Below are 21,722 nucleotides of genomic sequence, written 5' to 3'. Positions count from 1 at the left end.
CCTGCTTTTGCTAGAGTAATTCCGGGAAAAACCGCCGCTTTAACGCCAGCTCAACCCCACGAACCTCCGCCAAACCTTTCAACCGACCGATGGCCGAATAGCCCGGATTGGTTTTCTTCTTCAGATCGTCCAGCATCTGGTGACCATGGTCTGGTCGCATTGGGATAGGCCGCAGATCGCCCGCTTTATGACGGCGCTGTTCTTCTGCCAGAATAGCTTCAACCACCGCAACCATATCCACATCCCCTTGCAAGTGCGCCCCTTCATGGAAGGTTTTAGGGTTTTGCTCGCGGCAGGTAGCGCGCAGGTGGGTAAAGTGAATGCGATCGCCAAATGTCTCAATCATCCGCACCAGATCGTTATCCGCACGCACGCCGTAAGAACCGGTACACATGGTGAAGCCGTTATAGATGCTATCTACCGTCTCTTTCAGCCACTGCATATCTTCGATGGTGGAAACAATACGTGGCAAGCCGAGGATGGGGCGCGGTGGATCATCGGGATGCACTGCCAACCTGACACCCACTTCTTCCGCCACCGGCACGATAGCGCGCAGGAAGACGGCCATATTTTCGCGCAGCTGCGCCTTATTGATATGATCGTACTCCGCCAGCCGAGCACGGAACTGATCGAGCGTGTATCCCTCTTCCGCCCCTGGCAACCCGGCAATGATATTACCGGTCAGCTTGGCAATATCTGCCGTACTCATCGCCTTGAAATAGCTTTGTGCCTGGGCCTGCTCTTCATCGGTGTAATCTTTTTCTGCCCCACGACGGCACAGGATATGCAGATCGAAGGCCGCAAAGGCGATCTGATCAAAGCGTAAAGCCTTGGAACCGTCCGGCAGTTGGTATTCCAGATCGGTACGCGTCCAGTCGAGGATCGGCATAAAGTTGTAGCACACGGTATCAATGCCACATTCCGCCAGATTGCGCAGCGATTGTTGATAGTTGGCGATATGACGTTGGTAGTTGCCGCTGTGGGTTTTAATTTCCTCGTGCACCGGGATACTTTCCACCACCGACCACACCAGCCCTTTTTCCGCCAACAGAGCCTGCCGCGCCTTGATCTGTTCAACCGGCCACACTTCACCATTAGGAATATGGTGTAACGCGGTCACTACGCCGGTCGCACCAGCCTGACGCACATCATCCAGCGAAACCGGATCGTTCGGCCCATACCAACGCCATGTTTGTTCCATTGATTTATCCTTGTAAAAGTCGCTCTGTCATCGTTGAAGCGCTATCGGTGGTGAGGTAGATCGCAAAATCAAATCAATCCTGTTATACCACATTGCAGTAGATATCATTCATCTTTAACCTTACTGATTAGCGGCGTGCTGTCAAAACAGAAACGTCGATTGATTGATCCAACTCACGATCCTGGGATGTTTTGGACTGACCAATTTTATTCACCTCTCTACCGCTCTACACTGGCGGTTGTTAACAGATACGCGAGAGCCAGGCATACACCTGCGGCTAACTGGTCTGATAGCTTTATACCAGCGATCAACCGGCCCTTGCTCTCGTCATGGAGCCATTAATGAAAACTATCGCCAACTCACCGCTGCCCGCCAAGACACAACTGCCCCAGTACGATCGCCAGAGCCTGCGCAGCCGAATTGTCCACCTGGGCTTTGGGGCTTTTCACCGCGCTCACCAGGCATTGCTGACCGACAGAGTACTCAACCGTAACGGCGGCGATTGGGGGATTTGCGAGATCAGCCTGTTCGGCGGCGATAAGCTATTCCAGACCCTGCGCGACCAGGATCATCTTTACACCGTGTTGGAAAAGGGCGCGGCGGGCGATCAGGCCATCGTGGTGGGGGCCGTTCACGAAAGCGTACATCGCAAATTGGAAGGCATCGACGCCGTGCTGGAAAAGCTGGCCGAGCAGCAGGTGGCGATCGTCTCCATGACCATTACGGAGAAAGGCTACTGCATCGAACCAGGTAGCGGCCAATTAGACCTGCAACACGACGCGATCAAAGCCGATTTGGCTAATCCGACCCAACCCACCACGGTGCCGGGGATCCTGGTGGAAGCACTGCGCCGGCGTCGAGAGCGTCATCTAGCCGCCTTTAGCGTGCTGTCCTGCGACAACATTCCAGAGAATGGGCACGTGGTGCGCAATGCGGTGACCGGGCTGGCCAAAGCGCGCGATCCACAGCTGGCCGAGTGGATCGCGCAACACGTCACCTTCCCCAGCACCATGGTCGATCGCATCGTTCCGGCCGCTACGCCAGAAACGCTGGATGAAATCGCCGCCGCCCTGGGTGGCGTGCGTGATGAATGCGCTATCGCCTGTGAACCCTTCATTCAATGGGTGGTGGAAGATAATTTTGTCGCTGGCCGCCCACGCTGGGAGGATGCCGGTGTGCAACTGGTGGACGACGTTCTGCCGTTCGAGCAGATGAAGCTGCGGATGCTCAACGGCAGCCACTCCTTCCTGGCCTACCTCGGCTATCTGGCGGGTTACCATTACATTGTTGACTGCATGGCGGATGAGAATTATCGCCGCGCCGCACACCATTTGATGTTGAACGAGCAGGCTCCGACGCTGCAGGTCACTGGCGTCGATCTGGCCGCCTACGCCGAGCAGTTGATCGAACGATACAGCAACCCGGCACTGCAACACCGCACCTGGCAGATCGCGATGGATGGCACGCAAAAGTTGCCTCAGCGCCTGCTGGAGTCGATCCGTTGGCATCGGCAATATGGCGGCAGCCATGCGGGGCTTGCGCTTGGCGTAGCGGGCTGGATGCGTTATGTCGGCGGGATTGATGACGCCGGGCAACCGATTGATATCCGCGACCCGATGCTGGCCACCTTGCAGCAGGCCGTTAGCAGCTCACAGGACGGGGAACCCCGCGTGACCGCATTGCTGGCGTTGAAAAGCGTGTTTGGCGAGCAGTTGCCAGCGGATAGTGCGTTTGTGGCGGAGGTAACGCAGGCCTATCTGTCATTGCGCGATCGAGGGGCACGCCAGACGGTAAAAGATTGGGTAACCACCCAGTTGAATTGATCCCTATCGGCCGCCATGCCAATCTGCCAGGCATGACGGCCACTTGACGTTTGAATGTAGATTAACGGTATTCCACCGTCATTATTCCGAGTTTTTTCTGCTGATCCAACCACTTGATCTCGCTCTTGCCGAGATTCATTGGCAGCTGTTTGCTGCCGCTCTCCAGGCTCGCTAACTGATGTTTGCTGGTGTAGTTTTGCCCGTCGCGATAGCATTGCGTTTGCGCCGTTGAGTCAGCGACTTCCACTCTGCAAGGGCCTTCGACAATGGCGCCATAAAAGTGGATCACGCCACCGGTAGCTGCATTAGCCACGCCTGCTGCCAGCCATGAAAACAACATTCCTGCGATCAAAAACAACCGTAAGCTTTTCATGGTCACCTCACTTGTTATTAAGCCAATATAAACCTGAAAAAAGTTCTTGGATTAAGCGCAAGTTAGAGATATTTTATCTATTTATCATCTAGTTAGATTGAGTTCCACCTCTCTGGCGGCGCATAATTTATTGCCGCAAAATACGGATTTCAAGTCGGAAAACTCTTAATTTGATATCCAGCAATAGCCTGCTGCGCAGACGGCTTACCATACGCAATTCTGGCCAGTCGGTTGGACAATAAAAGGTGTGGAGAAAACGAATAAAAATGCGGGATCTGGGGATGTCATGCCGAGCCCCACTCGGCATGACTAGAGGACTTAACGATATATTACTGTCATTATTGCGAGTTTTTTCTGCTGATCTACCCACCGCATTTCGGTGGTACCGATATTCAGCGGAAGTTCTTTACTGCTGGCATCAAAACTTGCCAGCCTTTGCGTGCCTGTGTAGTTTTGCCCGTTACGATAACATTGGGTATTCGCCGTTGAGTTGCTAACATCTACCGTACAAGGCCCTTCGACAATGGCACCCACGAAGTTGATAACGCCACCTGTGGAACCCGCATGACTTGCTGCCATCCATGAAAACAACGCTCCTGCGATCAAAATTAACCGTAAGCTATTCATGGCAACCTCACTTTTGTTAAGCCACTTTAAAGATAGGTTACTTTTTTAGGAATAATCGTAAGGATAGGCAGTTTTTTTAACGGTTAATCGTTGAATTAAGATCGTGGAAACAATACGGTACGGTACAATTGACTTTGTTAAGGCCACGTTTTTTATGAGAAAAATCCTAACTTTTTAGCGAGAAAAAACGCCAAAAACGGGCGGTTTTCAGGCTTATATTTGTGATCTGACACGGCTATGTGCAAAAGCGATAAAAAAGCAAATAATTGCTCACTTTCAATCAAGTGAAAACATCATTAAACGGGACTCTTCAAATGACAAAAACCAATCTGATCACCGGCTTTCTCGGTAGCGGGAAAACCACCACCATTCGACATCTGTTGGCCAATAAGCCGGAAAATGAGCGTTGGGCCGTGCTGGTCAATGAGTTTGGCGAGATTGGTATCGATGGCGCCCTGCTGGCCGACAGCGGTGCGGTATTGAAAGAGATCCCCGGTGGCTGCATGTGCTGCGTTAACGGGCTACCTATGCAGGTAGGGTTGAATATGTTGCTGCAACAGGCCAAACCCGATCGGTTACTGATTGAACCCACTGGATTAGGTCACCCTAAGCAGATCCTGGCGCTGTTGACCCAGGAAACCTATGGCGGATGGATCGATTTGCTGGCAACGATCTGTGTGCTCGATCCCCGCCAACTCGGCGAATCTCGCTATAGCGAAAATGAAAATTTCCGCGATCAACTGGCCGCGGCCGATATCATCATCGCCAATAAAGTGGATACCTGGCAGCCGCAAGATGCTCAGGCACTGGAAGCCTGGCAAACGCTGCATGGCCAGCAGCGGCCGGTCTTTTCCGTAGAGCAAGGGCGCATGGATATCAAGCTGTTGGATCGGCCACGCACCAATTGCACAGAATTGCCGGACGCACAGCATCATCATAGCCACGCCAAGACTCAAGGATTAGCAGCGTTGCGTTTGCCTGAAAACTCCCGCTGGCGCCGCGCCCTTAATCAAGGCCAAGGATTCACCAGCTGCGGCTGGATTTTCGATGGGGAAACCGTCTTTGATACCGTCGGTATGATGGAATGGATCAGGTTAGCACCGGTTGACCGGGCCAAGGCGGTGGTACGCATTGCCGAAGGCAGTTTGCTGATCAACCGCCAAGGGCAGGATCTCAGTATCGAGACGCGCCCCACTGCTCCGCTCGACAGCCGTATCGAATTGATCCACAGCGATGAGGCCAACTGGAATGCTTTGCAATCGGCCTTGTTTAACATCCGTTTAAGTTAATGCTTTTAACGTTGGCATTATTTTTTTGATTTTTTACAGGTTAGCCATGACACGCCGCAATTTACCCTTCATCCTCATGCTCAACGTTTTGGGCATCGTGCTATTTCTTTCCTGGTATTTACCCACGGATCACGGGTTCTGGTTCAAGATTGACTCAGCAATCTTTTTCTACTTCAACCAACATCTGGCCAGCGATGCCTGGTTTCTGAGAATGGTGGCGATCACCAACAATCGGATATTCGATGTTATTTCGCTCATCGCCATGGGGCTGCTGTACCTTTACTTCTACCTCAAGCAGGATGCCTTTGGCCGCCGCCGTCTGATCGTTACCGGCGTCGTGATGTTGTTAACGGGGGTGGTGCTCAACCAGTTTGGCCACCTGCTGCCGGTAAAACACGCCAGCCCTACCCTGACCTTTGACAATATCAACCGGGTCAGCGAACTCACCGGCATCCCAACCAAAGACGCCTCCAGCGACAGCTTCCCTGGCGATCATGGCATGATGCTGATGATTTTCTCCTGCTTTATGCTGCGCTACTTTAACCGCACGGCATTTGCCATCGCGCTGCTGATCACCCTGGTCTTCTGCCTGCCACGCATCATGATTGGCGCACATTGGTTTACCGATATTGCCGTCGGCTCACTGTCGGTGGTGATGATCGGGACCAGTTGGTGGCTGATGACACCGGCAAGCGATGTTGTGATCCACTGGCTGAACTGCAGATTACCCGGTAAGTATCGGCCAACACAGCCATAACTTTAGGTTATGATAGCCGGGAGGCCAGCGCCTCTCGGTTATTTACCTGTCGTATTTTGTTTACTCAACAACCACACCGTTAACATGCCTACCCCATTAATTAACGTCAATCCAACATAACCGCCGAACCGCGTTTTTTTATATGAAGATTTACATTATGTTACATCACAATTTCATATAAAGAATGTCGGAAAAAGGCTCGCAATCCTCACGTCATTCCGGTACTCTCGGATGCGTTTGTGCCTGGTTTAGCTTGGCTCGTTGGTAAAAATCCGAAAACTGTGCGTTCCTGCACATTTCCGACGCTAACTGATTGTCCTCCCAGCCGGTGCCAACTAGTCTCGTTCCGTTTGGTATTTTTCAGATAACGACTTGCGTCGTTAAGGACTTCAAGGGAAAACAATTACAATGGTCAAATCTCAACCTTTTCTGAGATATTTTTTGCGGGTATTACCTGCAATTGCGGCAGCCTTGGTGCTCTCCGCCTGTAGCTCAACAAACACTTCGAAGTTAGATAGTAAGCAAACTGAGATGCATGCAGTTAATGACAAAAACGGTCTTTTACTGCAAGCCTCTCAGGATGAATTCGAAGCGATGGTGCGTAACGTTGACGTCAAGTCAAAGATTATGGACCAGTATGCTGATTGGAAAGGCGTCCGCTACCGTTTAGGCGGTGAAAGCAAGCGCGGTATTGATTGCTCGGCGTTTGTGCAACGTACCTTCCGTGAACAGTTTGGAATGGATCTGCCCCGCTCAACCTATGAGCAAGAAGATATGGGCAAGCAAATCCAACGCGCCAAACTGCGCCCAGGTGATTTAGTGCTGTTCCGCGCCGGTTCTACTGGCCGCCACGTCGGCATCTATCTGGGTAACGACAAATTCGTTCATGCCTCTACCAGCAGTGGTGTGACAATCTCTAGCCTTTCGGATAACTATTGGGATAAACGTTATCGTGAAGGCCGCCGGTTACTGGGTAAAAGTTCCAGCTAACGGCGTAGTATCTGAATCTGGTCCTGAAAGCCAAACAAACGAGACAAGAACGCTGCCCCAGGGCAGCGTTTTTTTTCACTGTAACTATGGCGCCGAACAAACCCACATCGCTATTTTCAATTATCACTGTGCCTAAACCACGCAACGGTTGAAAAAATAGCCTATCATCGTCAAGTGACATGCCATTTCGTAACGCGCTATTTACGCTGTGCCTAGACAGACAGCCTTAGTGCAAGCCAAACGAATAATGACGCAGGCAGGATCGGTGGGATATATTAATCACCAATAATATAACAAGAATATTTTTACGCTGCGCTCAGGGGGCGAGTAATGGGATTGAAGGGAGCATTTGCACGCCATGCGTCCAACACACGTCGTAGCCTGACTAAAAGCTGTATTGTCGCCGTCATTTTCTTTTTTGTTTTTACCTCTGTCACCTTATTTCTGATCGATCATCAACGCTCGCAATATCAGCATAAAATCGAAACCCGTACGCAAAAATTTGCCGTTAATTACCTCGATCATCTGCAAGAAATGATGCAACAAATCATGCCGCTTACCGGTAAACCCTGCGAACAGGCCCAGTCCGATCTGACCTACCGTGCCGCTTTTACCGCCGGCGTACGCACCTTTGTTCTGGTAAAAGACGGTTTTGCCTATTGCTCCTCGGCAACCGGTAACATGATGCTGCGGATGAGCCATATTTATTCCGAGATCGACTGGCATAAACCCCTGGATATGGCATTACAACAAGGCACGCCGATGGTGCCTGGAAAACCGGCGATTGCCGTGTGGTTACGCCAACCAGGGCCAGGCAACACCGGCATATTAGCCACGCTGGATCTCACCCTGGCCCCCTACCTGCTGCTCAGTTCACCCGATAGAGATACTCCCGGATTTGCCATCGTGATTGGGAAGCATGCGGTAACCACCTTCGGCACTAATATGATGCCACTGGCGCAATTACCTAAAAACCACACCAGCCAGCTATCCGTCCCGGGCTATCCACTGAGTATGATCTTCTATCACCAATCCCTGACGGCAAATGATATCCGTTTAACCGTACTGGGCAGCCTGGTGCTCTCCCTGATGGTGGGCGCGCTGTATTACTATATGCAGATACTGCGCCAAAGCCCCGAACGCGCCCTGATGAGAGGCATCAAGCACAATGAGATCTTTGTCGAATATCAACCCGTGTTCCACTCCGCAACCAACACCATCGCCGGTCTTGAGGCATTGATCCGCTGGCAGCATCCCACCGAGGGGCGCATTCCACCCGATCTGTTTATCCCCTATGCCGAAAGCGAAGGGTTGATCGTAGCGCTGACCCGCCACCTGTTCCGTAGGATCGAGGCGGATATCCCACAATTGGTACAAGCTCTGCCACGGGGCGCCAAACTGGGCATTAACCTCGCTCCTTCTCACCTTAATGCGCCTTCGTTCCATGACGATATCACCGAGCTGCTGGCGAAATTGCCAACCGACTATTTCACCGTAGTGTTTGAAATCACCGAGCGCGGCATGGTGGAAGAACAAAATGCCTTGGAAGAGTTTGATTGGCTACATCGCCAAGGGGTTGAAATTGCAGTAGATGACTTTGGTACCGGGCACAGCGCCCTAATCTATCTACAACGCTTTACCCTGGATTACCTCAAGATCGACCGCGGTTTTGTCAATACCATCGGCCAGGATACGGCGACCGCTCCCGTTCTGGATGCAGTGATCTCGCTGTCTAAAAAACTGAAAATGCTAACCGTGGCGGAAGGCGTTGAAACCGCTGAACAGGTGAGTTTTCTGCAAGAACGCGACGTTAACTTCATGCAGGGCTATTATTTCAGTAAGCCACTGGGTATTGAGGAGTTTGTAGCCTTTTGCCAGAATAATGCCGTTTTTGATCATCAGACCGTAGTTAATCCCTGATATTTAAACTTCTTTACTCAGAAAACCAGCCTGAAATGCTATGCTACCGGCTGGATTAATTGACTTATATCCGACGTATTTCAAGCCATGGCTTGAAAGGCGACGGGTATAGCTAGCAGGAGCTTACCGTAGAGATGTCCGTACGCATTTTTGCTGCCTTGGTGCTTTCGGCACTCAGTTTTAGCATGCAGGCCGAAACCCTTAATGAAAGCTACGCTTTCGCCACGCTCGGTGAACCGAAATACTCCACCGACTTTAGCCATTTTGACTACGTGAACCCGGCAGCCCCCAAGGGCGGCGACGTTAGGCTGGCAGCCATCGGCACCTATGATAACTTCAACCGTTTCGCCTCGCGCGGCGTGCCCGGTGAGAGAACCGGGGAACTCTACGATACGCTATTCACCAGCTCGGACGATGAGCCTTCCAGCTATTATCCGCTGATTGCGGAATCGGCTCGTTACCCGGCAGATATGCGTTGGATGGAGCTGGATATCAATCCACGCGCGCGCTTCCATGACGGTAGCCCGATCACCGCCGCCGACGTGGCCTTCACCTTCAACAAATTTATGACCGAAGGGGTGCCGCAATTCCGTTCTATTTACAAAGGCGTCATAGTCAAGGCCATCTCCCGTCTGACAGTACGTATCGAACTCCCTGAGCCAGATAAAGATAAGCTCCTCGGCCTGTTAAACTTACCCATCATGCCGGAAAGCTTCTGGAAAGATCATAAACTGAATGAGCCACTGAGTGTTCCACCACTCGGCAGTGGACCATATAAAATCAGCAGCTACCGATTGGGCCAATATATTACCTATGAGCGCGTACGTGACTATTGGGCCGCCAATCTGCCGGTGAATCGTGGGCGCTATAACTTCGATACGCTGCGTTACGACTACTACCTGGACGATAAGGTGGCGCTGGAAGCCTTTAAGGCCGGGGCTTACGATTTCCGCGTCGAGGGCTCGCCAAAAAGCTGGGCCACCCAGTATCAAGGCGGTAACTTCGCGCGCAACTTCATCATCAAACAGGATGAAACCAATCAGGCAGCACAGAATGCCCGCTGGTTGGCATTCAATATTCAGCGCCCGATTTTCGCCGATCGCCGGGTGCGAGAAGCCATTACCCTGGCCTTCGACTTCGACTGGATGAACAAGGCGCTGTATTACGATGCCTATCAGCGCGCCAACAGTTATTTCCAGAATACCGAATACGCGGCCAGCGGCTACCCAGACGCTGCGGAGTTGGCCTGGCTGGCCCCGCTAAAAGGCAAAGTGCCAGCAGAAGTGTTTACCTCTATCTATCAGCCTCCAACATCCGACGGCAGCGGCAATGACCGGGCGAATCTGCTGAAAGCCACCGAGTTGCTTAAGCAAGCTGGCTGGGAAGTGAAAAACCAACAGTTGGTCAACAGCAAAACCGGTAAACCCTTTACCTTTGAGCTGATGCTACCGAGCGGTAGCAATTTCCAATATGTGCTGCCTTTGCAGCATAACCTGAAGCGGTTGGGCATCGATATGCAGATCCGTGAGATCGATGTCAGTCAATTCACCCGCCGCATGCGTGAACGTGACTTTGATATGATGCCGACGGTGTACCCTGCAATGCCTTTTCCCAGCACCTCACTACAAACCCGTTGGGATTCAGATTATATCACCTCGAGTTGGAATACCCCCGGCGTCAGCGATCCAGCTGTAGATGACCTGGTGCGGAAAATAGTGAAACATCAAGGGGATGAAAAAGCGTTGCTGTCCCTTGGCCGTGCGCTGGATCGGGTGTTGACCTGGAACATGTATATGCTGCCGATGTGGTACTCCAATCACGACCGTTACGCCTATTGGGACAAATTCTCTTCACCAGCGGTACGCCCAGCCTATTCAATCGGGTTCGACAACTGGTGGTTCGACGTCAACAAGGCGGCACGTTTGCCGGCGCAACGGCAATAGGGAGCCTCAGGTGGCCGCTTATCTGATACGCAGATTACTGCTGGTGATCCCCACGCTGTGGGCGATCATCACCATTAACTTTTTCATTGTGCAAATCGCCCCCGGTGGACCAGTCGATCAGGCCATTGCCTCTATTGAGATGGGGCAAACCAGCGGTTTTGGCGGCGGCGGCGCGGGTGAAGGCCTTGGGCATATGAAGGCCGGCGCGGGCAACGTGGCCGAAGGCCAATACCGTGGCTCACGCGGCCTGGATCCCGAGGTGATCGCCGAGATCACCAAGCGTTACGGCTTCGACAAGCCGCTGCACGAACGCTACTTCACCATGCTGTGGAACTATATGCGCCTCGATTTCGGCGAAAGCCTGTTCCGCGGTGCCTCGGTGATGCAGCTGATTGGCCAGAGTCTACCGGTTTCCGCGACCCTGGGGCTATGGAGTACGCTGATCATCTATCTGGTGTCGATCCCGCTGGGGATCCGCAAGGCCATCCACAACGGCAGCGCCTTTGACACCTGGAGCAGCACGCTGATTATCATCGGCTACGCCATTCCGGCGTTCCTGTTCGCCATCCTGATGATCGTGCTGTTCGCCGGTGGCAGCTATCTGGACTGGTTCCCGCTGCGCGGGCTGGTTTCCAGCAACTTCGACACGCTGCCGTGGTACGGTAAAATCACCGATTATCTGTGGCACATTACCCTGCCGGTGCTGGCTACGGTGATCGGTGGCTTTGCCGCCCTGACCATGCTGACCAAAAACTCGTTTCTTGATGAGATCCGCAAACAGTACGTGGTCACCGCACGCGCCAAAGGATTAGACGAGAAGAAGATCCTTTACCGCCACGTGTTCCGTAACGCCATGCTGCTGGTGATCGCCGGTTTTCCGGCTACCTTTATCAGCATGTTTTTCACTGGTTCGTTGTTGATCGAAGTGATGTTCTCGCTCAACGGCCTTGGGCTGTTGGGCTACGATGCCACCTTGCAACGCGACTATCCGGTGATGTTCGGAACGCTCTACATATTTACCCTGATCGGCTTGCTGTTGAATATCGTCAGCGATATCACCTATACCCTGGTCGATCCGCGCATTGATTTCGAGGGCCGTCAATGAGCCGCTTAAGCCCCATCAATCAGGCCCGCTGGGCACGTTTTCGCAACAACCGCCGTGGTTACTGGTCGTTGTGGATTTTTCTGGCTGCCTTTGCACTGAGCCTGGCCGCCAACCTGATCGCCAACGACCGGCCGTTACTGGTGCGCTATGAAGGCCGGCTGTATGTGCCCTTTATGGTCAACTACAGCGAAACGACCTTCGGCGGGGAACTGAATACCACTACCGATTTTCAGGATCCCTTTGTTATCAAGCAGATTGAGCAACACGGCTGGGCTATCTGGGCCCCGATCCGCTTTAGCTACAACACCATCAACTTTGCCACCGAAGTGCCCTTCCCGTCGCCCCCGTCACGCCAAAACCTGCTCGGCACAGACAGTAACGGCAGCGATGTGCTGGCCCGGGTGCTGTACGGTTTCCGTATCTCAATGCTGTTTGGGCTGGCGCTAACGCTGTGTTCCAGCGTGATTGGTATCTGTGCGGGAGCGACGCAGGGCTATTACGGCGGCCGATTCGATCTTTGGGGGCAACGGCTGATCGAGGTTTGGTCGGGGATGCCGACGCTGTTCCTGATCATCCTGCTGTCCAGCATCATCCAGCCTAATTTCTGGTGGCTGTTAGGCATCACCATCCTGTTTGGCTGGATGAGCCTGGTGGGCGTAGTGCGTGCCGAATTCCTGCGTACCCGTAATTACGACTACATTCGTGCCGCCAGAGCGATGGGCGTGCCGGATCGCGTGATTATGTATCGTCATATGCTGCCTAACGCCATGGTGGCCACGCTGACCTTCCTGCCGTTTATTCTGTGCGGTTCGATCACCACCCTTACCTCTCTCGATTTCCTCGGCTTCGGCTTGCCGCTCGGTTCGCCTTCGTTGGGTGAGCTCCTTTTACAGGGCAAAAACAACCTGCAAGCTCCGTGGTTGGGCATTACCGCCTTCCTGGTGCTGGCGGTGCTGCTCTCACTGTTAATCTTTATCGGCGAAGCGGTGCGCGACGCCTTCGACCCAAGCAAGGCGCATTAATATGACCACTCCTCTGCTCGTTATTCAGGATCTCAGCATCGCCTTCCGCCAGGGAGGCAGCTTGAATCAGGTGGTCAACGGCGTCTCGTTACAGGTGGAACAAGGGGAAACGCTGGCGTTGGTGGGTGAATCAGGCTCAGGCAAAAGCGTCACCGCCCTCTCCGTGCTGCGGCTGTTGCCTTCCCCGCCGGTGGTGTATCCCGGTGGGGATATTCTGTTTAACGGCAACTCACTGTTACATGCATCGGAAGCCGAACTGCGCAAAGTACGTGGCAACCAGATCTCAATGATATTCCAGGAGCCGATGGTGTCGCTCAACCCGCTGCACACCATCGAAAAACAACTGGCCGAAGTGCTGATGCTCCACATGGGTATGCGCCGTGACAGCGCCCGCGCCGAAATCATTCAGTGCCTGGATCGGGTTGGCATACGTAACGCCAAAGGGCGCCTGAAGGACTATCCCCATCAACTCTCCGGCGGAGAACGTCAGCGCGTAATGATCGCCATGGCGGTGTTGACCAAACCCAAGCTGTTGATTGCCGATGAGCCTACCACCGCGCTAGACGTGACCATTCAAGCGCAGATCCTGATGCTGCTGAAAGAGTTAAAGCAGGAACTGGGGATGGGATTGCTGTTCATCACCCACAACCTGAACATCGTGCGTCGGTTGGCGGATAAAGTGGCGGTGATGCGCCAAGGGTTGTGCGTAGAGCAAAATAGCCGCGACGGCCTGTTTAGTGCCCCACAGCACGCCTATACCCGTCAGCTATTGGCTGCGGAAGACGTGGGCGAACCTTTGCCGCTACCGGCCAGCGATAAGCCTATGCCGCTGCTCAAAGTGGAACATCTGCAGGTCAGCTTCCCGATCAAACGTGGCCTGTTACGGCGCATCGTCGATCAGAACTACGCGCTGAAAGATCTGAGCTTCGAAATACAGCCTGGGGAAAGCGTGGGCCTGGTAGGAGAATCGGGTTCAGGTAAAAGTACGACTGGCCTGGCGCTGCTGCGCTTGTTGAGCTCAAAAGGTGCGATCTGGTTTGATGGTCAACCGCTGCATCAGTTCAATAACCAGCAGATGTTGCCTTACCGCAGCCGGATGCAGATCGTGTTCCAGGATCCCTATTCCGCGCTGAATCCACGCCTGAACGTACTGCAAATCATCGCCGAAGGGCTGGAGATCCACCAGCAACTGACCGCAGAGCAACGCGAACAGCGGGTGATTGAGGCGTTGGAGGAAGTCGGATTGGATCCGGCTCTGCGCTATCGTTATCCCACAGAGTTTTCAGGTGGGCAGCGCCAGCGTATCGCCATTGCCCGCGCGCTGATCCTGCAACCGCAGCTGTTAATCCTGGATGAACCGACGTCCTCGCTGGATAAATCGGTGCAGGCGCAGATCCTGACGCTGCTGAAGTCGCTTCAGCTCCGTCACCGGCTGGCCTATCTGTTTATCAGCCATGATTTGCAGGTGGTACGATCGTTGTGCCATCAGGTGATCGTACTGCGTCAGGGAGAAGTCGTGGAGCAGGGTAACTGCCAGACGATTTTCAACGCACCTGCTGCTGCCTATACACAGCAGTTATTGCAGTTGGTTGATTAGCGGCATCATTCAGAAGGGGTACTGCGCGCTGAGCTGCTCGGCAATCGCCGCACCGACGTTTTTCAAGCGGCACATAGTGGCACTTTCATCACATTGATGAACGAACAGGCAAGGCTCGCCTTCCCATTCAACGATGGAGCAGTTGACCTGGATCTCTTGCAGAGACAGGTTGAGCTGCTGCATGACCCGCCAGGCTTCGCGCCCGTCATGGCTGAGCAGCTTGAGGCCGATCAGATCGTTATCTTCGTCTATGCCGCTAAGCGGAATCGGTTCAACCTTGCTGCCGGTAAAACCTGATAGCCAACGATAACTTTGCGGCAAGCGATGCACTACCGAAAGCTGGAAACTGTCCACATGAAATCCCTAGTATGAAAAGATGAAACACTTTTTACATCACAGGATGACTTAGTTATAGCCGGGATCATCCGACTTTGCCGCCCACAAATGTTATTTTAAAGTAAAATTTGCAACAAACAATTAACCACATCCTGCGCTTGCTGATATCACTCAGTTTTTCTCCACCGTAGAAGGTTCTCTCACGGCGTTTTGCGACTCAGCTCGCATTTTTGCGTTATATGTAACCCTTTCCCGCCTCGATCTCAACATTTTTTTCTTGCAATGCGGTTACTTTACAATCGGTATAATTTTACATTGTGCAAACATCTCGCTCAAATACCTAAGGCAGGTTAAATCAATAATATTTTGATTTAAAACAATATTAGCCCGATTAACCGCCAAGGAAACGCCCCATCAGCCAACGGGTTGCACCTCTGGCCACCAGGGAAAATAACGTCGCCATATTTAACAAAAAAACTACAGTTCGTTTGCCCGACGTTTAGTTAGCCTGCATATATTTCGCAACAAACTTAAACTTGCTAGCAGGCAGATTGGGGTCTAATTGCATTTGATCTCCCTCACCCCAACCCCCAAGGAGAGGGAGCTGGCCCGGCGCTGTAATCCGATGCAGGAGTCAGTCTGTGACGCCTTCAGTAACATCAGGGGCGGAGGTCAGGTGCAGGATTTAACATATGGCATATTTGGGCCGCCTTTCCATTTTGGGGAGGGAGTTATTCCGGTGTGTGGTTGGTTTCAGCGAAAGGGGCAAGGTGATCTCAGTATCGATAAAATAGCTCGATCGGTCCCCTCTCCCTGTGGGAGAGGGTTAGGGTGAGGGGTAATCAGGCAGGATTATTGCGCGGGCGGCTGGCATAAAAATAGAACAACACCGCAACGATGCTGCACAGCGCCATAGATGAAACCATCGGCCACGCGCTCTTACCTGGGGCCAAGGACAGTATTGCCCCGACCAGCGCGCCAATGCTGAAGCGCAACGTCCCGGCCAGCGAAGAAGCGGTTCCCGCCATATGGGGGAAATCGTCCAGGATCACCGCCATCGCGTTAGACGAGATCATGGCGATACAGCCGAGATAAACCGCCACCCCGAGCACCAAAGCCCAGAAACCCAGCCCGCTGGCGGTGACGGCCAGCAACCATACGCCCATCGTCAATTGCACAAACAGACCAAGGCGGAACATTTTTACCGCGCCCAGGCGGCGCACGTTGCGGCTATTGATCAGCGTCGTCAGGAACAGAAACACGATATTCAGCGCAAAGTAATAGCCAAAATGCTGCGGTGAAACGTTATTCAGCTCGATATAGACAAACGGCCCGGCGCTGAGGAAAGAAAACATCCCGGCAAACGAGAAAGCACTGGCCAGCATATAGCTCAACACGCGCTTGTGGCGGAACAACGAGCCGAAATTCCTCAGCGTGGTGCGCAGATGGAATTTTTGCCGCCGCTCCTTGGGCAACGTCTCCTTGATAAAGAACGCCACCAGTACCGACCCCAACAACGCCGCAGCCCCCATGGTCCAGAAGATGGCATGCCAGCTGAACCAGAGCAGCAACACACCACCGATCATCGGAGCCAGCAATGGCGCAATGGTCATCACCAGGATCACGAACGACATCATGCGTGAGAACTCGTCCTTGGTGAACATGTCACGCATCAGGGCGTTGATCACTACGCTTGCCGCCGCAGCGGCCAGCCCGTGCAGGAAACGCAGGTTGATCAGTTGCTCCACCGATTGGGCCATCGCACAGGCCCCACCGGCGATAGCAAAAATCAGCGTGCCCCACAGGATCACCGGTTTGCGGCCAATGCTGTCGGACATCGGCCCATAGAACAGTTGGCCAACGGCAAAGCCCAGCATGTAGGCGCTGAGCGTCATCTGCACCCGGCCAGACTCCACGCCAAACTCCTGGGCGATTATCGGCATGCTGGGCAAGTACATGTCGATCGCCAGCGGCATCAACATGGACAGCAGGCCCAGAATAAAGATCAAACCGAGGTGAGAGGTCCGGTTCTGTTGCACGTTCAACGACTCCTTGGTCGGTCGCAAAAATTAATCCAGCAGGTGCGGTGCGCCTACGCTGGCAATCTCTTCTTCGGTCAGCGGGCGATATTCCCCCGGTGCCAAATCGTCATCCAACACAATGGCGCCAATGCGTTCACGATGTAATTCGATGACCCGGTTACCCACGGCTGCAAACATGCGTTTCACCTGATGGTAACGCCCTTCACTTATGGTCAGGCGCACCAGGGTATCTTCGATTTTTTCCAACTTCGCAGGCTTGGTCAGATCTTTTTCGTTATGCAGCTGCACGCCTTGCTCGAACTGCTGAGCGGTATCGGCAGCCAACGGATGTTCCAACGTCACCAGATAGGTTTTCTCACACTGGTGGCGCGGTGAGGTGATGCGGTGCGACCATTGGCCGTCATCGGTCATCAGCACCAGGCCGGTGGTATCAATATCCAGCCGCCCTGCCGCATGCAGCTTGTACGCAACGGGTTCATCCAGGAAATAGAGCACGGTTGGATGATCCGGATCGTCGGTCGAGCACACATAGCCCTGTGGCTTATTGAGCATGAAGTAACGTGGCCCGTTCAGCTGCGACAACACGTTGCCATCAAACCGCACTTCCTGTTCCGGAGCCAGCTTGAGCGCCCCGCTCTTGACCACTTCACCGTCTACGGTGACACGTTTTGCACGGAGTTCACGCGCTACCAGCGCACGGCTGATACCCAACTGCTGAGATAAAAACTTGTCCAGTCGCATTGAATCTGCTTTGCCTGTCGTTGTTATGATCGCATTGATCTGGTTGCTAAATATGACGCCCCGTTGTCGCACCAGGTGCAAAAAACAGGTTCGAAGAGGATGTTCGCGTAGGGAAGCCGCTTAGTATAGCGACGGAAACGATGCCATAACAGGGGTAATTTCCATGCTTCTCGCACTGCGTAGCCGCAGAGGGCATAATAATAGAAATTTTTCCGCCGTCTGAGGAGCAAAATGTCACAATTTCAGTGGAATGTTACAGCCCACTTCAGCGAGCGGTACTAACGCATGGCTTTTACCCTACGCCCTTATCAGTTGGAAGCGGTCGACGCCACCATCAAGCATTTCCGCCAGCATCCTGAACCGGCCCTGATCGTGCTGCCAACCGGCGCAGGCAAAAGCCTGGTGATCGCCGAGTTGGCAAAACGCGCCCGTGGCCGGGTATTAGTGTTGGCCCACGTTAAAGAGCTGGTGGCGCAAAACCATAGCAAATACTGCGCTTACGGCCTGGAGGCCGACATCTTCGCCGCCGGGCTTCAGCAAAAAGAGAGCAGCGGCAAGGTGGTGTTTGGCAGCGTGCAATCGGTAGCACGTAATTTATCGCTGTTCGACGGTGCATTTTCCCTGCTGATCGTCGACGAATGCCACCGCATCAGCGACGATGACGACAGCCAATACCAACAGATTATTCAACACCTGCAAAAAACCAACCCACAGTTGCGCCTGCTTGGGCTGACGGCCACCCCTTACCGGCTGGGCAAAGGCTGGATCTATCAATATCACTACCACGGCATCACCCGTGGCGACGGCAACAGCCTGTTCCGCGACTGCATTTATGAACTGCCGTTGCGCTATATGATTAAACACGGCTTCCTGGTGCCGCCAGAACGGCTGGATATGCCGATCGTGCAGTACGATTTCAGCCGCCTGGAGGCCAGAAGCAACGGCCTGTTCAGCGAAGCGGATCTTAACCGCGAGCTGAAACAGCAAAACCGCATTACGCCCCACATCATCAGCCAGATCGTCGAATACGCCGAAACCCGCAAAGGCGTGATGATTTTTGCCTCCACGGTGGAGCATGCCCGTGAAGTGCATGGCTTGTTGCCAAGCGGGGAGGCAGCGCTGGTCAGTGCAGAAACGCCCCCCGGCGAACGTGACGCGCTGATCGAAGCTTTTAAGCAACAGCAGTTGCGCTACCTGGTCAACGTGGCGGTGCTGACGACGGGCTTCGATGCACCGCATGTCGATCTGATCGCTATTTTGCGCCCCACCGAGTCCGTTAGCCTGTATCAGCAGATCGTCGGGCGCGGTTTACGGCTGGCCCCAGGCAAGACCGACTGCCTGATCCTGGACTACGCAGGCAATCCCCACGATTTGTTCACGCCGGAAGTCGGCGTCAGCAAACCGCACTCAGACAGCCAACCGGTGCAGGTCTTTTGCCCTGGCTGCGGTTTTGCCAACCTGTTTTGGGGCAAATGCACCGAGAACGGCGACATCATCGAGCACTATGGCCGTCGCTGTCAGGGCTGGCTGGAAGATGATGAAGGGCATCGCGAGCAGTGTGACTATCGCTTCCGTTTCAAATGCTGTCCGCACTGCGGCGCAGAGAACGACATTGCGGCACGCCGCTGCCATCAGTGCCAGGAAGTATTGGTCGATCCGGATGATATGCTGAAGGCCGCATTGAAGCTGAAGGATGCGCTAGTCCTGCGCTGTGGCGGAATGGAACTGCAAAGCGGCAAGGACGACAAAGGGGAATGGCTGAAAGCCACCTATTATGACGAAGATGGCACCAGCACCAGCGAACGGTTCCGCCTGCAAACGCCCGCACAACGCAAGGCCTTCGAGATGCTGTTCCTGCGCCCGCACCAACGGGCACCAGGCGTCCCCTTCGGTTGGCAACACGCGGCGGATATTCTGGCTCAGCAGGCGCTGTTGCGCCATCCAGACTTCGTCGTCGCGCGCAAACGCGGCCAGTTCTGGCAGATACGTGAAAAAGTTTTTGATTATCAGGGCCGCTTTCGCCGTGCCAATGAGCTGTATTAGGCCCGAGCGGCAGGTTTTCATTGCCCAGCGAGCGGCTTTCCGTTAAAATGCCGCCCGCTTTACCTGGGTTCGCCCAGTGTGAAAGCAGGTTATCGAGCCTGTTACTGGGTCGCCTGTAGCAGGGTAAATTTTCTTTTAAGAGAAAAAACAATGTTCACTATCAACGTACAAGTACGTAAAGACCAGGGTAAGGGTGCGAGCCGCCGCCTGCGTGCAGCAAACAAATTCCCAGCTATCATCTATGGTGGCGAAGAAGCTGCGATTGCTATCGAACTAGACCATGATTCTGTCAAGAACATGGAAGTTAAACCAGAATTCTACAGCGAAGCCGTAGTTTTGGTTGTCGACGGTAAAGAAACCAAAGTTAAGGTTCAGGCTGTACAGCGTCACCCGTTCAAGCCAAAACTGGCTCACATCGACTTCGTTCGCGTTTAATCGCCACGTTATCGATTTTCGGGACGCCGAAGTGAAAAACGCCGCAATTGCGGCGTTTTTTATTGGCTGTCATTCAGCGATGCTTACTTGCCGCCCGTGCGACGTTGCAACTGATCGCGCAGATTCGGTGGCGTACCTCTGATCGTCAGGGTATCGGTGGCCGCATCCCAGAAAATGCGCTCGCCCAGCAGCATCGCATCGAAGTTCAGGCTGATACCGCCGCCGCTGCCGGCAAATTTGGTCAATTGGCGTAACGTACCGCGATCCGCCGGGAAACTATCTTCCAGCTCGTAGCCCTGTTCGCTGGAAAACTGCAGGAAATCCTTCTCGCCCACCGGGGCTATCTCTTTCGACAGTTCCTGCAGTTCGATCTCTTCACCGGCCTGCAACTGCTCATTACAGTAGCTGTAAACCTGCTGACGTACCGTCTGGCGTTCGTGTTTGCCTAGTTGAGCATCGGCACAGTAATCATCCACCGCCTGTAACAAGCCACGGTTTTGCGCTTTGGTATCCAGCCCTTCCGACGCCGCCAGGAAATCCATAAAGAAATCGGAGACCTTGCGCCCTACCCGTCCTTTGAGGAATGTCAGGTAGCGAGTCGATTGCGGGTTGGTTTCCCATTCGGTCAGATCGATACGCGCCACAATGTCCGCGTGGTTGATATCCAGATAGTGGGTAGTGCGGATATCCAACTCTTCATTGACACGCGTACTGTTGCAACTGTTCAGCACCGTGATCAGCAAGTATTCCACCGCCAGATAGCGGTAATGGGCGAACAGCACCACGCCACCGTCGGCAAACGGATATTTGGCCAGTTCGTCGCGCAGACGGCCGGTGGCAGCACGGCTAAATGCGAGGAAATCGTCATCACCCTTGCGGCAGTTACGCAACGCGTCCGCCAGTTCGCTCTGCTCGTTGAACAGGCCGTAAGCCTTACTCTTGGCGCTGTAAACGCGATGCAGCTCTGCCATCATCTCTTCCACCGCCGCATTGGTGGTAAGAAGGGAATCGCGCAACACCACTTCCAGCGTCTGCTCATCGCGTTTTACCAACTGGTGCAGTGCAATCTGCTCGATATCCAGACTCATGATCAATCCTCCTGTTCTTTGAGCGCGTATTCAAGCACTGACGAAGCCGAAAGACAACGGGCATGGCAATGCCTTAACGATCTTCAGGCTATAAAAGAGCGGAAAATCACGGCCCCATACGGTAAGATATGGGACTTTGTCGAGCTTTGAGCACAATATTTATGCCACAATCATCTCGTTATAGTGACGAACACGTTGAACAACTGCTCTCTGAGCTGGTCAATGTTCTGGAAAAACACCATACTCCCACCGATCTCTCTTTGATGGTACTGGGCAACATGGTAACCAATTTGATCAACACCAGTATTGCTCCCGCACAGCGGAAGACGCTGGCCAGATCGTTTGCTGAAGCCCTGCAGGCTTCTATCCGTGAAGATAAAGCGCATTAAT

19 protein-coding genes are annotated in these 21,722 nt (G+C 53.5%); 12 read left to right on the top strand and 7 right to left on the bottom strand.

The features are described 5' to 3' along the window. Positions 1–10: 10 nt before the first annotated feature. Positions 11–1,201: a mannonate dehydratase gene (gene uxuA / locus ACX9GU_RS09140; RefSeq protein WP_473194528.1), complete on the bottom strand. Its 1,191-nt coding sequence runs from the start codon at positions 1,199–1,201 to the stop codon at positions 11–13. Between the two features lie 341 nt (positions 1,202–1,542). Here uxuA and ACX9GU_RS09135 point away from each other — a divergent pair, with 341 nt between their 5' ends. Continuing rightward, positions 1,543–3,024 (top strand): mannitol dehydrogenase family protein, encoded by a 1,482-nt coding sequence (locus ACX9GU_RS09135; RefSeq protein WP_473194527.1) that lies wholly within the window; start codon positions 1,543–1,545, stop codon positions 3,022–3,024. A 61-nt stretch (positions 3,025–3,085) separates the two neighbouring features. Here the strand turns inward: ACX9GU_RS09135 and ACX9GU_RS09130 are convergent, their stop codons facing one another. Next, positions 3,086–3,397 carry a type 1 fimbrial protein gene (locus ACX9GU_RS09130; RefSeq protein WP_473194526.1) on the bottom strand — a complete coding sequence of 104 codons (312 nt, stop codon included), beginning with the start codon at positions 3,395–3,397 and terminating at the stop codon, positions 3,086–3,088. A gap of 318 nt (positions 3,398–3,715) precedes the next feature. Beyond that, positions 3,716–4,024 (bottom strand): type 1 fimbrial protein, encoded by a 309-nt coding sequence (locus ACX9GU_RS09125; protein ID WP_473194525.1) that lies wholly within the window; start codon positions 4,022–4,024, stop codon positions 3,716–3,718. A 314-nt stretch (positions 4,025–4,338) separates the two neighbouring features. Between ACX9GU_RS09125 and ACX9GU_RS09120 the strand changes: the two genes are divergently transcribed. The 8 genes from ACX9GU_RS09120 (at position 4,339) to yejF (ending at position 14,647) form a co-directional block, all read left to right on the top strand. Continuing rightward, positions 4,339–5,313 (top strand): CobW family GTP-binding protein, encoded by a 975-nt coding sequence (locus ACX9GU_RS09120; RefSeq protein ID WP_473194524.1) that lies wholly within the window; start codon positions 4,339–4,341, stop codon positions 5,311–5,313. A gap of 46 nt (positions 5,314–5,359) precedes the next feature. Next, positions 5,360–6,070 carry a phosphatase PAP2 family protein gene (locus tag ACX9GU_RS09115; protein WP_473194523.1) on the top strand — a complete coding sequence of 237 codons (711 nt, stop codon included), beginning with the start codon at positions 5,360–5,362 and terminating at the stop codon, positions 6,068–6,070. A 408-nt stretch (positions 6,071–6,478) separates the two neighbouring features. Continuing rightward, the gene (gene mepS / locus ACX9GU_RS09110) at positions 6,479–7,060 is read left to right on the top strand and encodes a bifunctional murein DD-endopeptidase/murein LD-carboxypeptidase (protein WP_021805868.1); all 582 of its coding nucleotides are present in this window, start codon (positions 6,479–6,481) and stop codon (positions 7,058–7,060) included. 330 nt (positions 7,061–7,390) lie between these two features. Continuing rightward, positions 7,391–8,980, top strand: coding sequence for a cyclic di-GMP phosphodiesterase (locus ACX9GU_RS09105; protein WP_473194522.1), 1,590 nt, complete (start codon positions 7,391–7,393; stop codon positions 8,978–8,980). 134 nt (positions 8,981–9,114) lie between these two features. Next, positions 9,115–10,923 (top strand): extracellular solute-binding protein, encoded by a 1,809-nt coding sequence (locus ACX9GU_RS09100; RefSeq protein WP_473194521.1) that lies wholly within the window; start codon positions 9,115–9,117, stop codon positions 10,921–10,923. Between the two features lie 10 nt (positions 10,924–10,933). Further along, complete coding sequence (locus ACX9GU_RS09095; RefSeq protein ID WP_021805871.1) at positions 10,934–12,028, top strand: microcin C ABC transporter permease YejB; 1,095 nt, start codon at positions 10,934–10,936, stop codon at positions 12,026–12,028. After that, positions 12,025–13,050, top strand: coding sequence for an ABC transporter permease (locus ACX9GU_RS09090; RefSeq protein ID WP_473194520.1), 1,026 nt, complete (start codon positions 12,025–12,027; stop codon positions 13,048–13,050). Before ACX9GU_RS09095 ends, ACX9GU_RS09090 begins: the two co-directional genes overlap by 4 nt. A 1-nt stretch (position 13,051) precedes the next feature. Beyond that, a complete protein-coding gene (gene yejF, locus ACX9GU_RS09085) occupies positions 13,052–14,647 on the top strand; it encodes a microcin C ABC transporter ATP-binding protein YejF (RefSeq protein WP_473194519.1) in 1,596 nt (531 codons plus the stop codon). A 9-nt stretch (positions 14,648–14,656) separates the two neighbouring features. Here yejF and ACX9GU_RS09080 read toward each other — a convergent pair whose 3' ends face one another. The 3 genes from ACX9GU_RS09080 to rsuA form a co-directional block, all read right to left on the bottom strand. After that, complete coding sequence (locus ACX9GU_RS09080; protein WP_473194518.1) at positions 14,657–15,001, bottom strand: YejG family protein; 345 nt, start codon at positions 14,999–15,001, stop codon at positions 14,657–14,659. A gap of 824 nt (positions 15,002–15,825) precedes the next feature. Beyond that, a complete protein-coding gene (locus ACX9GU_RS09075) occupies positions 15,826–17,022 on the bottom strand; it encodes a Bcr/CflA family multidrug efflux MFS transporter (protein WP_021805875.1) in 1,197 nt (398 codons plus the stop codon). A 30-nt stretch (positions 17,023–17,052) separates the two neighbouring features. Next, a complete protein-coding gene (gene rsuA / locus ACX9GU_RS09070; protein ID WP_065683205.1) occupies positions 17,053–17,766 on the bottom strand; it encodes a 16S rRNA pseudouridine(516) synthase RsuA in 714 nt (237 codons plus the stop codon). Between the two features lie 285 nt (positions 17,767–18,051). On the opposite strand from rsuA, the gene radD reads away from it, so the two are divergent. Together radD and rplY are read left to right on the top strand one after the other, a co-directional pair. Then, positions 18,052–19,809 (top strand): DNA repair helicase RadD, encoded by a 1,758-nt coding sequence (radD, locus tag ACX9GU_RS09065; RefSeq protein WP_473194517.1) that lies wholly within the window; start codon positions 18,052–18,054, stop codon positions 19,807–19,809. 150 nt (positions 19,810–19,959) lie between these two features. Further along, positions 19,960–20,244, top strand: coding sequence for a 50S ribosomal protein L25 (rplY, locus tag ACX9GU_RS09060; RefSeq protein WP_024486231.1), 285 nt, complete (start codon positions 19,960–19,962; stop codon positions 20,242–20,244). Between the two features lie 83 nt (positions 20,245–20,327). Here rplY and yejK read toward each other — a convergent pair whose 3' ends face one another. Continuing rightward, positions 20,328–21,332 (bottom strand): nucleoid-associated protein YejK, encoded by a 1,005-nt coding sequence (gene yejK, locus ACX9GU_RS09055; RefSeq protein WP_024486230.1) that lies wholly within the window; start codon positions 21,330–21,332, stop codon positions 20,328–20,330. Positions 21,333–21,493: 161 nt separating this feature from the next. On the opposite strand from yejK, the gene ACX9GU_RS09050 reads away from it, so the two are divergent. After that, positions 21,494–21,721 (top strand): YejL family protein, encoded by a 228-nt coding sequence (locus tag ACX9GU_RS09050; RefSeq protein ID WP_021805879.1) that lies wholly within the window; start codon positions 21,494–21,496, stop codon positions 21,719–21,721. The last annotated feature ends 1 nt before the right edge of the window (position 21,722 follow it).

It is taken from the genome of Serratia sp. K1WW1, from assembly GCF_055790865.1.
The sequence above is the reverse complement of the archived record's forward strand: the minus strand, read 5'-3'. Positions and strand labels throughout refer to the sequence as shown.